Source organism: Flagellimonas chongwuensis (assembly GCF_013376415.1).
In the GTDB taxonomy this organism is placed as follows: domain Bacteria; phylum Bacteroidota; class Bacteroidia; order Flavobacteriales; family Flavobacteriaceae; genus Flagellimonas; species Flagellimonas chongwuensis.
The window spans coordinates 479,843-494,486 of sequence record NZ_WYET01000001.1 but is presented as its reverse complement, the minus strand read 5'-3'; the positions used below and the strand labels follow the sequence as shown (position 1 = coordinate 494,486).

The 14,644-nt window shown below is 43.0% G+C and carries 11 protein-coding genes and 1 tRNA gene; 3 read left to right on the top strand and 9 right to left on the bottom strand.

Annotated elements, in window-relative coordinates; translation table 11 throughout:
• Nucleotides 1–164 precede the first annotated feature (164 nt).
• The 5 genes from GUA46_RS02165 to mce all read right to left on the bottom strand — a co-directional run bounded on the left by GUA46_RS02165 (nt 165) and on the right by mce (nt 4,845).
• Nucleotides 165–1,490 (bottom strand): sigma-54-dependent transcriptional regulator, encoded by a 1,326-nt coding sequence (locus GUA46_RS02165; protein WP_176619110.1) that lies wholly within the window; start codon nt 1,488–1,490, stop codon nt 165–167.
• A 5-nt stretch (nt 1,491–1,495) separates the two neighbouring features.
• Entirely contained in the window at nt 1,496–2,587 is a 1,092-nt protein-coding gene (locus GUA46_RS02160; protein ID WP_176619109.1) for a sensor histidine kinase, read from the bottom strand.
• 141 nt (nt 2,588–2,728) lie between these two features.
• On the bottom strand, nt 2,729–3,940 hold the full coding sequence (locus GUA46_RS02155; RefSeq protein ID WP_176619108.1) for an esterase: 1,212 nt from the start codon (nt 3,938–3,940) through the stop codon (nt 2,729–2,731).
• Nucleotides 3,941–4,304: 364 nt separating this feature from the next.
• Nucleotides 4,305–4,378, bottom strand: a tRNA-Ile gene (locus tag GUA46_RS02150).
• A 59-nt stretch (nt 4,379–4,437) separates the two neighbouring features.
• A complete protein-coding gene (gene mce, locus GUA46_RS02145) occupies nt 4,438–4,845 on the bottom strand; it encodes a methylmalonyl-CoA epimerase (protein WP_176619107.1) in 408 nt (135 codons plus the stop codon).
• Nucleotides 4,846–4,947: 102 nt separating this feature from the next.
• Between mce and rbfA the strand changes: the two genes are divergently transcribed.
• Together rbfA and GUA46_RS02135 are read left to right on the top strand one after the other, a co-directional pair.
• Nucleotides 4,948–5,343: a 30S ribosome-binding factor RbfA gene (rbfA, locus tag GUA46_RS02140; RefSeq protein WP_108245666.1), complete on the top strand. Its 396-nt coding sequence runs from the start codon at nt 4,948–4,950 to the stop codon at nt 5,341–5,343.
• A gap of 2 nt (nt 5,344–5,345) precedes the next feature.
• A complete protein-coding gene (locus GUA46_RS02135; RefSeq protein ID WP_176619106.1) occupies nt 5,346–6,548 on the top strand; it encodes an ABC transporter permease in 1,203 nt (400 codons plus the stop codon).
• On the opposite strand, the gene dusB is transcribed toward GUA46_RS02135, so the two are convergent.
• The gene (gene dusB / locus GUA46_RS02130) at nt 6,545–7,537 is read right to left on the bottom strand and encodes a tRNA dihydrouridine synthase DusB (RefSeq protein WP_176619105.1); all 993 of its coding nucleotides are present in this window, start codon (nt 7,535–7,537) and stop codon (nt 6,545–6,547) included. The genes GUA46_RS02135 and dusB overlap by 4 nt on opposite strands.
• A 52-nt stretch (nt 7,538–7,589) precedes the next feature.
• On the bottom strand, nt 7,590–10,010 hold the full coding sequence (locus GUA46_RS02125; protein WP_176619104.1) for a TonB-dependent receptor: 2,421 nt from the start codon (nt 10,008–10,010) through the stop codon (nt 7,590–7,592).
• 150 nt (nt 10,011–10,160) lie between these two features.
• Between GUA46_RS02125 and lepA the strand changes: the two genes are divergently transcribed.
• Complete coding sequence (gene lepA, locus GUA46_RS02120; RefSeq protein WP_108245663.1) at nt 10,161–11,957, top strand: translation elongation factor 4; 1,797 nt, start codon at nt 10,161–10,163, stop codon at nt 11,955–11,957.
• Between the two features lie 220 nt (nt 11,958–12,177).
• Here lepA and GUA46_RS02115 read toward each other — a convergent pair whose 3' ends face one another.
• Together GUA46_RS02115 and GUA46_RS02110 are read right to left on the bottom strand one after the other, a co-directional pair.
• A complete protein-coding gene (locus GUA46_RS02115) occupies nt 12,178–12,618 on the bottom strand; it encodes a DIP1984 family protein (protein WP_176619103.1) in 441 nt (146 codons plus the stop codon).
• Nucleotides 12,619–12,800: 182 nt separating this feature from the next.
• Complete coding sequence (locus GUA46_RS02110; protein ID WP_176619102.1) at nt 12,801–14,570, bottom strand: SLC13 family permease; 1,770 nt, start codon at nt 14,568–14,570, stop codon at nt 12,801–12,803.
• Between the last annotated feature and the right edge of the window lie 74 nt (nt 14,571–14,644).

Here is a 14,644-nt window from a genome sequence, read left to right as displayed (position 1 = left end):
GCATTTTGGACATTAAAAGGCAAAGCCTATGCCATTTGGATGTACTACAAGTGAATTTTAATAATAATAAATTGATTATTAGTCAATTACATGTTTATTGATGTTAAACAGAGGAGGTCGGTAGCGGGTAATTTTTACCCAGTCGGGGTATTCTGCCCCAGCGATTATTTGAGCTTCTCGCGAAGTGTTTTGCGGTTAATGCCCAAAATTTCAGCAGCCTTTGTCTTATTGCCTTGAGTGGATAGCAGCACTTCTTGAATATATTCCTTTTCTTTCTCCTCCAGTGTCTTAAAACCTTTTTTCGGAAAGTCGATTTTGTATTTTAATTCATCCGGAAGATGCTCCAAAGTAATTTTGCCGTCGCACATGATTACGGCGCGCTGCACTACATTTTCCAGTTCGCGGATATTGCCGGGCCAAGAATATCGCTTTAAGACTTCTAGGGCATCATCGTCCATACGCACAAATCGGTCCTTGTACTCAATGCCATATTTCTGCATAAATTTATCGACCAACAAGGTAATGTCCGAAGTACGTTCCCGCAGTGGTGGCACCTCCACAGTGACAACGGAAAGACGGTAGAACAGGTCTTCGCGAAAGGTTTTCTTTTGAATCAGTTCGTCCAGATCACTATTGGTGGCCGCTATCACCCGAACATCCAATTTTTCAGGTTTTTGAGAACCGATTTTGGTCACTTCTTTTTCCTGAAGCACCCTCAACAACCTATTTTGAACAGCCAATGGCGCATTTCCGATCTCATCCAAAAAGATGGTACCCTTATGGGCCGCTTGGAAAAATCCGTTACGGTTTTCGTTAGCACCTGTAAAAGCACCTTTGGTGTAACCGAAAAGTTCAGCTTCCAACAAATTCTCAGGTATGGCCCCACAGTTCACAGCTATAAAAGGCGCCCGTGCGAATTTGCCCGAATAATGGATGGCCCGTGCCACTAGTTCTTTTCCCGTGCCGCTTTCCCCACGCACCAAAACCGTTGCCCGGTTGTCCCTTACCCTATCTATAATCTCGGTAACTTTTTGGAATGCTTCGGAATTCCCGATCATATCAGCATAGCCATTGCTGGGGATGGGTTTTACTGCTGGTGTTTTAAAGGTTTCTTTTGCTTCCTTATGCGCTAAGGCTTTTTTTACGGCCATTTCGAGTTCGACCTTTGTAAAGGGTTTGGTCAGATAATCGGTTGCCCCATGTTCGATTACGCTTGAGGCATCTTCAACGGAAGGAAAACCGGTCACTACCAACTTCGGCATATTTGGATAATGTTCGGCCACATATTTTACCAATTGCAGCCCATCGATATCAGGCATATTAATGTCAGTCACCAACAGGTCTATTTCAGTATCCTTTAAAATGTACAGCGCCTCCTTTACCGAAATGGCCTTGTACGTGTGATAGTCCATCGATTTTAAGTGCCGTTGCAACAGCTCAAGAATATCAATGTCGTCATCAACCAGCAATATGTTCTCCTTTTTCAACAAGGCGCTTACTTTTTTGGGAATTTTAATGTAAAGATAGTTCCTGTTGGGGTATTTGGCCTAACCGCAATACTTCCTTGGTGACTCTGTACAATGCCGTGCACTACACTAAGTCCCAATCCGGATCCCTCTCCAACGGGTTTGGTAGTAAAAAAAGGGTCAAAAATATGTGCTTTGGATTCTTCCGGTATGCCAGGTCCTTCGTCGGCAATTTTTAAAATGACATTGTCTTTTTCCATCATCAAAGAAACGGAAATAACGCTTTTAGGCGGCGCAAAATAGATGGCGTTCACAATAAGATTGAAGACCACTTGGGTCAGCTGAATTTTATCGATACGAAGTTCGATGGTGTCCTGGGAATGTTGAAATTCGCAGGCTACCTCATTTTGGCGCAACGTGGTCCGTAACATGTTGATGGCTTCCTCAATTACCTCTACCACATTGATGATTTCCCGTGTCTCGGGCATTTCGCAGGCAAAGAACATCAGTTTTTTGACCACTTCGCGAGAAAATATGGTGTTGGTAATGATCTTGTCCAAATCTTTGGACGCTTGTGGGTCATTGCTGACGCGCTCCTTCAACAGTTCGGTGAATCCAAGAATATTGGCAAGTGGCGTATTGAGCTCATGGGCGATTCCGGCCGTAATCTCTCCCAGAATCCGTAGCCTATCGGATTGTTCCACCTGTCGGCGAATGTGTTCTTCCTTTTCCTTGATTTCTTTTCGCTCCAACAGATTGCCCACTTTTAGGCATACATTGTCCAACAGTTGCTGTTCTTCCTCCAAAAAATCCTTGAGTTGGTACTTGGGGGACGGATACCCTACTTTGATTTCTCCCCTTGGTTTATTGAACACGGTGATGAACGACTCCAAAAACACGTAGTCTTCTCCTTTTTCCTCTGTCTTTATAAAATAATCAGAGTTGGATAGGAGCACGTACGTTTCCTCATTAAACTGCCAGGCCCGCTGCAAACACTGCACAATACCGAGCAATGCGGTTTCCATATCATCGTAATCACAGTTTACAATGAGGGAAGTTACCTCGTACAAACAGGTGAGTTCCTTGATACGTTCCTTGAGTTTTTGTTCAGCAGTGAGCATGTTCTTCTCCTTTTTAGCAAATTAGTGAATTCTTTGGACTCAATCCCCTCGGTCAAAAGGACGACAATATTGATTCTTCCAACAAAAAAATCCTTCCAAATCGAGATGATTTGAAAGGATTCATTTTCAATATGAATAGGTTTATTTAAACAACATCGGTGCGAATTCCGATAGGTAGATTCTCCAGTTGGACCATGTATGTCCGCCGGTACTTTCGCGATAGGTGTAGTCAAAATCATGTTTGTCCAGTTCATTTCGCATATCGACCACACTTTGGTACAAGAAGTCATCCGTACCACATGCAATCCAATACAATTCAGGGTCAGCGGCTTTTAAGGCTTCTATTTGCTTTCCTCTTTTGGAATGGTCTACCTCGATTCCAAAACGGCTCAAATCGGCAAAGCCCATGCTCATAACACCTATGTAATCAAAAAGTTCAGGGTTTTCAAAAGATGTGTTCATTGTCTGTAGGCCGCCCATACTCAAACCGGTCAAAGCACGGTTTTCTTTGTTGGCTTCCACCTGAAAATGTGATTCTATATAAGGAATCACATCGTTGACCAAACTTTTTTCGAACATCATATTGGCCATGCCTCCTGCAGGTTGTGTTGAAGGCTCAAGCTTAGGACTTACCGTCAAAGCCGAGGCCTGGGTCGGGTTGCCATTGGTCATCACTACGATCATAGGTTCGGCTTTTCCTGAATTGATCAAATTGTCCAATATATGGTTGGCAACCCCAAGTGTTGGCCAAGCCTCTTCATCTCCACCTCCGCCGTGCAGTAGGTATAGAACAGGATAGTTTTCGTTACTGTCGGCATACCCTGGTGGGGTGTACACATACATTCTACGGGTTTGATCCAAGGTTGGGGACTCGTACCAAATTTGGTGAACTGTGCCTTTGGGCCCTGTTTTGGCCCAATAGAGTTCGGATGCTTCGCCAGGAATGTACAATACATTTTCCGTTCTAAAAGTCCCATCACGTGCGATCATCAAATTTGCAGTGTCCAAGGTGTTGACGCCATCCACTACAAAAGTGTAGCCGTAAAGCTCTGGTTCCAAAGGCCCCACCGTAGTGGACCAAACATCATTTTCACCTTTGGTCAGTTCCACTGTTTCGCGTGTCATGCCCATACCATCATTGGGAACCATTGGCATCCAATTACCGGATAAGATTACCTTATCTGCTTTTGGTGCCTTAATTCTAAAGGTTACCGTGTTGTCGTCAGCAATTTCCGGAGAGACAAGCCGCTCCATGGAACCTACTTCTTGGCCAATTACGGCCAAGGGCAGGATTAAGGCCACAAGCATTAATTGCATGCGGAACTTACTTACTTTGTTTACTGTTTTTTTCATTCTAATTTTGTTTAGTTGTTGTTTATGTGTCGCTTTCAGTGGATTGGTTTTTAAAAGAGCAAACCTTAAATACATTTTAGCCATCCTTGGAAAAATCAAATTATCACTGAACATAATATCACTAAGATATGATATTTTTCTTCATTGTAACAAATTGTTACAATAAAGATTGAGACATAAGAAATTTCTGGAGTCCAGTCTGGGATCAGTTATAAAAATGGTGATTAAAAAATGATGGTTTACAGAAAAGTAATTGGTTCTTTTTCTCTTTCTACGATTTTGGAAAACTGGTCGAGAAAATTATTAGACAATTGACATTATTAAAAAGCAAAAAATCCGTAACAGACCAGTTACGGATTTTAAGTGGTCCCACCTGGGCTCGAACCAGGGACCACCTGATTATGAGTCAGGTGCTCTAACCAACTGAGCTATAGGACCCGCAATTTGCGGATGCAATATTAGTGTTTATTTTTCATCATCGCAAGGTTTTAATGCCCCTAGCTTTCTTTTATTTCCTGACAGAGCTCCACCAATACGCCGTTGGTGCCCTTGGGATGCAAAAAAGCAACCCGTTTATTATCCGCTCCCTTTTTGGGTATTTCGTTCAAAACCACAAAGCCTTCTCCCTTCAACCGTTCTATTTCCAAGACAATATCTTCCACGGCAAAGGCAATGTGGTGTATGCCCTCTCCCTTTTTTTCCAAATACTTGGCAATGGGGCTATCGGGCTTGGTCGCCTCCAGCAATTCAATCTTATTGGGGCCCGATTTAAAAAAGGAGGTCCTTACCCCTTCAGAGGCCACTTCCTCGATTTTATAATGGGGCACACCCAACAATTTTTCAAATAAAATATTAGATGCTTCCAGGTTCTTTACCGCAATCCCGATGTGTTCAATTTTTTCCATATGAGATGATATGAGCGTTAAAATCTTCGCCTTTTTCCAAAATTACGGAGTGTAAATGGTTAATAGCGTGAGGATAGTCATTTATTCGCTTATTTTTGCAGTATGGAGGAAACACAAAGACAGAAAAAAATCGCTGGAATCATTCAGCAAGACCTAGCCGATATTCTACAACGGGCCGCTACGGATGGTGGCCTCAAGGGAACTTTGATTTCCGTATCCAAGGTATCGGTAACGGTAGATTTATCCTTGGCCAAGGTATATGTTAGTATTTTTCCGAACAAAGGGGCCAAAGAGCTTTTGGCAGGTATTAAAGAGAACCAAGTGGCCATTCGTTACGAACTCGCCCAACGCACAAAACATCAACTAAGGCGCGTGCCAGAGCTCAATTTTTATCTGGACGATTCCTTGGAATACATCGAAGGTATTGAAAAATCATTGAAAAGAGAGGAGAACCCTATCGAGAACAGGGACTTGCTCGACAAACGCAAGAAATCCTGATTTTGAACTTTCCGCTTTATATCGCAAAACGTTACTTACGGTCCAAAAGCAGCCAAAATGCGGTAAATATCATCAATTTCATTACTTTTTTGGTGATTGTGATAGGTTCTGCAGCACTTTTTATTGTGCTCTCCGCTTTTGCCGGCCTCAAAACGTTCAGTCTTTCCTTTTCCAATACCTTTGACCCAGATTTAAAAGCTTCACCGACCATTGGCAAGCATTTTTCCGTTTCGGCCGACGAAGAAGCGCAACTTGCTCAAATCGAAGGGCTGGCCGACTTTTCCAAGGAACTTGAAGAACGCGCCTACCTTACCTTTAAGGAAAAAAGTACCATTGCCTATATAAAAGGCGTAGACGAAAACTACCGTGCCGTTACAGGAGTCGACAGCACAATAACCTTTGGAAACTGGGGTTTCGATGTTTACAACACCGTAATCGGTTTTGGAATTTACAACTTACTTGGTGTCCCGGTTAGCAACAGGGCCGCACTGGAGGTTTTGGTGCCCAAACCTGGAGAAGGCTCTTTATCACAAGGTTTTAACTCCAAACCGTATAATGATCTTTCCTTGGTGGTGAGCGGGATTTATGCCGTTGAGGAGTCTTTGGATAAAAAATATGTGTTAGCACGACTCCCTTTAGTACAAGAGCTTTTGCAGAAAGATAGCACAGAAGTTTCCGGTATCAATTTTAAATTGACGGACAATGCTTCCCCTGATGATGTCAGGAACTCCATTATTGCTGTTTTGGGAGATAAAGTATCGGTTTTGACGCGCAGGGAACAAAACACCTCGCTCTACCGGATGCTGAACACCGAAAATTTAGCGACCTATTTAATTTTTACCTTAGTGCTCATCATTGCCCTTTTTAATGTGGTCGGAGCCATCATCATGATGATTTTGGACAAACAACAGAATTCCAAAACGTTGTTCAGTTTGGGTACAACTATTAAGGAACTGCGCCGTATCTATTTTATCCAAGGTTTATTGGTTACCTCTTTTGGTGGGTTGATAGGAGTGCTTTTAGGAACCATATTGATTGGCTCCCAACTGGCCTTCGGTTGGTTGAAGATTACCCCTTCTTTGGCCTATCCCGTGGAATTCAACGCTATTAACATATTAATCGTACTTGGAACGATTGTCGTCTTGGGCATTATTTCCTCAAAAATTGCGAGCAGTCGAATCAACGAAAAGCTGATTTCCGCTTAAGCGAACTGAAAATCACCGAACTTTTCCTGAACCTCATCAAAGGCGGCAAAAACATCTGCTGCATCATCGCTGGTCACCATTTTCATGCGGTATTCCTTAAAGTGGGGAATGCCCTTAAAATAGTTGGTGTAGTGCCTTCTGGTTTCAAAAACACCTAGTTTTTCACCCTTCCAATCGATGGCCATCTGTAAATGTCTTCGAGCAGCATCCACGCGTTCCAACATGGTCGGGGGTGCCAAATGCTCACCGGTTTCAAAGTAGTGTTTCACCTCCTTAAAAAACCATGGGTAACCAATGCTTGCCCTACCGATCATGGCGCCGTCCAATCCGTATTGATCGCGCATTTTAACCGCGGCTTCCGGTGTATCCACGTCTCCGTTCCCAAAAACGGGAATATGCATCCGTTGGTTGTTCTTTACCTCGGCAATGGGCTTCCAATCGGCCTCTCCTTTGTACATCTGCACGCGCGTACGGCCATGTATGGAGATGGCCTCGATACCGACATCCTGCAATCGTTCGGCCACCTCGACAATCTTAATGGAATTGTTGTCCCATCCCAAACGGGTTTTCACGGTTACTGGTAATTTGGTACGCTTAACGATTTCTTCCGTCAACTTGACCATCAAGGGAATATCCCGCAGAATACCGGCTCCGGCATTTTTGCAGACCACCTTTTTTACGGGACAGCCAAAATTGATATCGATAATATCGGGGTTGGATTTTTCCACAATATCCACCGCCTGTAGCATAGAATCCAGTTCGGCACCAAAAATTTGGATCCCTACGGGACGCTCCTTTTCATAAATGTCCAATTTGATGACACTTTTAGCCGCATCACGAATCAATCCTTCGGAAGAAATAAATTCGGTATACACCACATCGGCGCCCTGCTCCTTGCACAATTTACGGAACGGAGGGTCGCTAACATCTTCCATCGGAGCTAGAAGAAGCGGAAAATCAGGGAGTTCTATGTTTCCAATTTTTGGCAAATCCTTCAGGTTTTTGGACTGCAAAAGTACAAAATAGACAATAACCTAAAAGCTAGTTCTGGGATTGTAGTCGATCGCGCTCATTTTTATCGATTCCGCGCTGGTTGTCTTCCAATCGGAAATTGCCGAAATTATAAGTAAAGCCAAACCGGATAAACTGTGTTTCGGGCCGTCTTCTGTAAAAATTATCTTGGTTGAGATACTGCGAACGATACGTGGGCACGTATTGCTCCAAAATGTCCTCAGTAGCAAGCGATAAGGTGATTTTATTATCAAACAATGTCTTCCTCAAGCCTATAGTCAAATTGAACTGCTCGTCCGAAACATAGGAACCAAACAAAAACTTGGAAATATACGTCGCGGCCACTTCGCCCGTAAAGGTCCCATCCTTGGAGAGCGTCAGATAATTGCCAAAATAGGCGTAAACACCATTTACTTCGTTAGTGAAGGGCACATTTCCACTCTCCTCGGCCAAAAAGGTCTCTTCTTCATGGAACAGAGAGGTATAGGCATACAAAAACCAAGCGGGCAAAATGGATTTGCTCACGGTAAAATCCAAACCATAGGATTTACTTTCCAGAACATTCTGCTTAAGTTCCACCAAAGTTTGGTTGTCATTATCCTGAAATACCAAATAGGCGATATTCCTACCGTTATCCCGGTAGTACACATCAAAGAAGTATTCGCTGTTGAGCGTATAGTTGAAATTGAAATTGTTGCTAAAGCTTGGCCGCAACCCTGGATTTCCCTCTTCAAAATCATTTTCATTATAAAAAAAACGGAAAGGATTCAAATCATTGTACTTGGGCCTGTCGATGTTCCTTCCATAATCAAAAGAAAAGCTATGCTTGTCCGATGGTGAGTAGAGTACGTATACGGATGGAAACGGTTCAAAAAAGTCTTGCGTATTGGTCTCTCCCAACGTAATCGAGTTTCCTTCCGCTTTAGTGAGCTCACCTCGAACACCCAACTTCATGGACCATTTTTCCCAGTTTTTTATAAAGCTCATATAAGCGGCATACACATCCTCATCGTAAAAATATCTGTCTGATTGAGATGCATCGACAGTGTTGCTACTACCATTAAAGTTGAAAAAGCTCATCGTGTTTTCTGAGGTGATCGTTGATATCTTTGCTCCCGATTCGATGGATGCATTTCCCACGGGGGTAAAATAGTCCAGTTGTCCGGTGAAAATTTTTATTTCTTGGTCGGAATCGGTATCAAACCCAAAATCCCTCAAAAAAGTGCCATCTGCATCAAAATAATCAGAAGATAAGCGCTGGAACATTTCACCATTAAAATAGGTATAGTGTCCATTGGCCCTGATTTGCGCTCCTTCTTTTTTCAGCTTGTGCACATAGGTTAGGTCGAATGCCAAGTTGGTGTTGTCCATGTTGGCATTGTTCCGCGTTGTAAATGTGGAATCCAATTGTGCCTGGCCGTTCCTCATTTCGTTGTTGAGCAAGGTTTCCTGCTCTTGGTCCAAATTGAATAAAAGATTGGATGTAAGGTTCAAGCTGTTTCTATCATCAAAATCATAATCTAGGATAAAGCTGGCATTTTGCGATTGCGACCTATCCGTTTGATTGTAATCGGTGTCCCATGTAGAGAACACATTATTGGCATCGTCCATAAAATTGATGCCCTTTTTGGTCTTGTTGATTTCCTTTTTTGGGTTGATGGTGTAGTTCGCAAACAGGTTGAGCTTGTCCGTTTTGTAGTAATGGCTTGTACCGATACTGTATTTTGGAAAAACGGCCTGTGTGAAGGTTCCATTGACGCTTCCTTTATAACCCGGTACTATATTCTTGCTAGTGACAATGTTCAATATGGGTCCGCCTTCAGCATCGTACCTGGCAGGTGGGTTTGCGATTACCTCTACCGATTTGATGTTCGTTCCCGAGAGTCCTTGCAGCAAATCCTGAACCTCTTGACCTGAGAGCTGTACTTTTCTATCGTTGAGATAGACGGTAGCATTTTGGCCACGGATCATTAAATTATCTTGATTGACAATGACCCCTGGCGTATTTTTAAGGATATCCCACGACGTGCCTTGTGAAACCACGGTGTTTTCGACTGTAAAGACCAGTCTGTCCGGTAATCTTTGAAGCTTTGGACGTTGCGCGGTGACGACCACTTCGTCCAACTCGTTGCTTTCCATTGGAATGATCAAAGCCCCTAACGAAACGTCTTTTGTAATGTCCAGTGCCCTTGGCTCAGAGCCGCTTCCCACATAGCTCGCCTGCAACAAATATAGATTGGCCTCTACCCCTGTCAGTTTAAAAAACCCTTCTTCATTGGCAGAACTCCCTTGAACAAAAGTCGAATCGGCCGCTTCGAGCAAAAGAATATTCGCATAAGGAACCACTTGATTTTGTTCGTCGACAACCTTTCCGGTTATGGTAAAGGTTTGGCCGTACGCGCCACAAATTGTAAAGGACACCAATAAAACAATAGAGGTGAGGTTCTTCATTAGAGGTTAGGGTTGAGCTTCAAATCTAAGAAATTATTTCTGAGCGAAATACGAAGGAATTTTCTTATTGAGAAAAAACCGTTTACAGGTATTTAAAACAATTATATTTGCAGTTGATTATATCCCTTTTTAGGGTATGTTATTGTTGATATGGAGAAGATCAGGAATTTTTGCATCATTGCGCACATAGACCACGGTAAAAGTACCTTGGCAGACCGTTTGTTGGATTTTACAGGCTCGGTGACCGAACGCGAAAAACAAGACCAATTGTTGGACAACATGGACTTGGAACGCGAAAGGGGAATCACCATCAAGAGCCACGCCATTCAAATGGATTACATGCACAATGGTGAAAAATATGTGCTTAATTTGATTGATACTCCCGGTCACGTGGATTTTTCCTATGAAGTTTCCCGTTCCATTGCTGCGTGTGAAGGTGCACTTTTAGTAGTCGATGCTGCACAAAGTATCCAGGCACAGACCATATCCAACCTGTACCTGGCGTTGGAAAACGATTTGGAGATTATTCCTGTCCTCAACAAAGTTGACCTTCCCAGTGCCAATCCAGAAGAAGTTACCGACGACATCGTTGACCTTTTGGGGTGCAAACCGGAAGAAGTAATTCCTGCCAGCGCAAAAACTGGAATTGGAATAGAAGAAATTTTGACCGCGATCATCGACCGCATACCTGCACCAAAGGGAAATCGCGACGAACCGTTACAGGCCTTGGTCTTTGATTCCGTATACAACCCATTTAGAGGCGTTGAGACCTATTTTAGGGTGGTTAACGGTGAAATCACTAAAGGACAGAAAATAAAATTTGTAGCTACTGGTAGGTCGTATGAGGCCGATGAGATTGGAACCTTGAAACTTACACAACACCCCAAACAGAAGATTTCAACCGGGGATGTGGGCTATTTGATTACCGGTATCAAAGATGCCCGAGAGGTAAAAGTGGGTGATACAATCACCGATTCGGCCAATCCGACGAAAAACCCAATCGGTGGTTTTGAGGATGTAAAACCCATGGTTTTCGCTGGAATCTACCCTGTGGACACCGAAGATTTTGAAGACCTCCGCTCTTCCATGGAGAAGCTCCAGCTTAACGATGCTTCCTTAGTGTTTACTCCTGAAAGTAGTGCGGCATTGGGCTTTGGTTTCCGTTGCGGGTTTTTGGGCATGCTGCACATGGAGATCATCCAAGAGCGTTTGGAGCGGGAATTTGATATGACCGTAATCACTACGGTACCTAACGTTAGCTACCACGCGTACACCACAAAAGACAAAGAAACGGCCGTTATCGTAAACAACCCGTCCGACCTTCCCGACCCATCGACCGTAGACCGTGTTGAGGAGCCTTACATAAAGGCCACTATTATCACCAAGTCGGATTTTGTTGGGAACGTAATGTCACTTTGTATTGAGAAACGGGGACAGATCGTCAACCAGACGTATTTGACCACAGAAAGGGTAGAGCTCATTTTTGATATGCCATTGGCGGAAATCGTTTTTGATTTTTACGACCGGTTAAAGACCGTTTCAAAAGGCTACGCTTCCTTTGATTATTCACCGATAGGGATGCGTGTATCGAAGCTGGTTCGCGTAGATATACTTTTGAACGCCCAACCGGTGGATGCGCTATCCGCATTGGTCCATTTTGATAATGCACATACCATCGGTAAAAAGATGTGCGAGAAATTAAAGGAGCTTATACCAAGGCAACAGTTCGATATTCCGATTCAAGCCGCTATCGGATCCAAGATTATTTCCAGGGAAACCATAAAAGCATTGCGAAAAGATGTTACGGCCAAATGTTATGGTGGCGATATTTCCCGTAAGCGTAAATTGTTGGAAAAGCAGAAAAAAGGGAAAAAGCGTATGCGACAAGTGGGTAACGTGGAAATTCCACAGCAGGCGTTTATGGCCGTTCTAAAATTGAACGATTAATGCATAAAAGGGTGCAGTGCATACTCTGAATCAATGTTGTCAGACTGAAGCTGTTAAGGTATCATGAATATTGAGTCCTATGTTTTGAAGCTTGATTACAACTTTCTTGACGTTTGAATTGTAATGGCTAAATCAAATAAAGCTGTACCCCCAATAACTTTTTCAAGTTGAACTTCGGTATCAACAAACAGTAATTGCATTTCTGCACCACACTTTTTTACTATATAGTTGTATTATAGTTATGAGTGTCCAATTCTTGTTGGATTTTATCAATCTCCTCCTCCAAGTCAATAATATGGGCATCTCTTTCTTTTGTTTTGATGGATGATTCCCAAACATATGTCTCCGGTTGGGAATAATAAGTTTTTCCTGCGGGGGCTTTTCCCTCCGTAGTAGGAATGGTCTTTAAAAATTTAGCCAGTGTCTTGAGTTCGGACAATCGATATATTTTCTCTTGTACAGCTTGATTGGTTTTCGTAATCCTCGTTTTTATACTGACCAGCCTATCTATTGTATCATTGAGTTCTTCCAAAACTTTCTTGGGGTCGTATGCCCTTGGGTTTCCTTCAATAACACAATTATAGGTCGAAATCCTTTTTTGCAGTTCCAGAATATTTCTGATAAGTCTGTTCTTTTCTTTTAAAGCTTCTGCTATTGTCATATGGTTTAAATTTTATCTCAAGCTTGCATGACCAATAGAAACCATATTAATTTATACTATGGTTTGGTTTCGATTTAGCCGCAACTCACGGAAAAGATATATATGATTTTGAAAAGAGGCACCTGTCAATTGACGGATGGCCCATATCAATTGACGAATCGCCAAAAAAGAGGATTCTTGATTTATTGAAAAGGGAAAAAATACGGTATCACAAAAGTGGCCGCTATCCAAATAACAATATTGAGCGGGGTCCCGACCCTTAAAAAATCATTGAATTTATAGTTTCCCGGAGCATAGACCATTGTATTGGTCGGATAGCTTACCGGGGTCATAAACGTTAGGGAGCAAGCGAACATCACCGCAACCAAAAATGGTCTTTCGCTTATCTCCATTGCAGAAGCCAAACTGATGACTATCGGCGTCATCAATGCAGCCGTGGCCTTGCTTGAGAGCACATTGGTGCTCAAAAAAGTAACTAAATACAATATGCTCAGGGTCACTTGGGCGTGGTAATTTCCCAGCGTCTGTTCTATAAATTGGGCGATTTTTTCGGCCCCGCCAGTCTTTTCAAGGGCCGTTCCCATAGAAAGCACTCCAGCCATCATAAAAATGACCTTCCATTCCACGGCCTCGTATGCCTCTTTTGGCTTCAAAGTGGATGTGGCCACCAACAACAATGCTCCTACCATACTGCTTATCAAAATAGAGGTAAGGTTCAGCGAGGCCGCAAGCACCACCCCTATCGCAATAATAATAGCAGGAATGGCCTTTTTATAATTTACTTTTGCATGCTTGTATTCGGAAAGGGCCACCACCAAGCCCTGCTCGACCAGTGTGTCAACATCGGCTTCAGTGCCCAAAATCAGTAGCATATCCCCCTCCATCAAGTTTACGTCGGCCAATTTTTCATACAAAATCTCCCCTCGTTGCCGAATGGCCAAAACCGACCCATTGTACTGCCTCCTAAAATTAAGTGAGCGGAGAGAGCCCTCGGTAAGCCTAGAACCAAAGGGAACAATAACTTCATAAATGTTTTTCTCCAGTTCTGATTTGTCAAAACGTTTGTCCCCTGTCACCCTATATCCTTTTATGTCCCGAATAGCATTCAGTGTTTTTGGTGGCACAAGGACTTTCATTACATCTCCTTCCAAAATGAATGTTTCCGGGCCGATACTTTTCTTGTTAAATCTATCTCTGGAAATATCCAATATCTGCACGTTATAGTCGTTGACCAATTTGGACATGTGCAACGGTTTATTACTATCAAGGCAATCTTTTTCAACTAATAACTCGGTAATATACTTTTGGGCTTCTTTGGTAAGTACGTCTTGCTCCTTTTTTTGTTTTGGCAGTAGAAGCGGTGCCACAAAAAAGATATAGGCAAAGCCAATGGTTGCCAAACAAAGTGCTGCCAAACTGAATTCGAACATCCCAAAACCTTCCAATCCATATTCCTGGGCATAGCTGCTCACCAAAATGTTGGTGGAAGTGCCTATCAAGGTGCAGGTGCCTCCAAATAACGCCGAAAAAGAGATGGGAATCAACAACATGCCCGGGGCTATTTTGGTTTCCCTGCACACGGTCAATGCAATGGGCAAAAGTAGTGCCACTACGGCAGAATCGTTAACAAATGCGGAAAACATGCCCGCAATAAGACAAAAGGTGATGAGAGCAATGCTATAATGTATTTTGGCCAGTTTTATGATCCGGTCGCTAAGACCTCCTAAAATACCAGAGTTAAATACCGCGGCACTTACCACAAACATACACCCAAGGGTTATGGTGGCCGGGTGATTGAATCCCGAAAAACCTTCTTTGGGACTAAGAACGCCTGCCACTATAAACAGTGCCATAATGATGATGGAGGTAGTATCTATGGAGAAATAGTCCTTTATGAACAGGACGATCCCTATACAAATAATCACAATGGTAATAATCAAATCGCTGCCCATATTGCGCGTAATTTAGAGTTCCATTCTTTTTTGGCCACCTATCTTTTCTGTGCCGGCTCTATTAATGGTAAGTG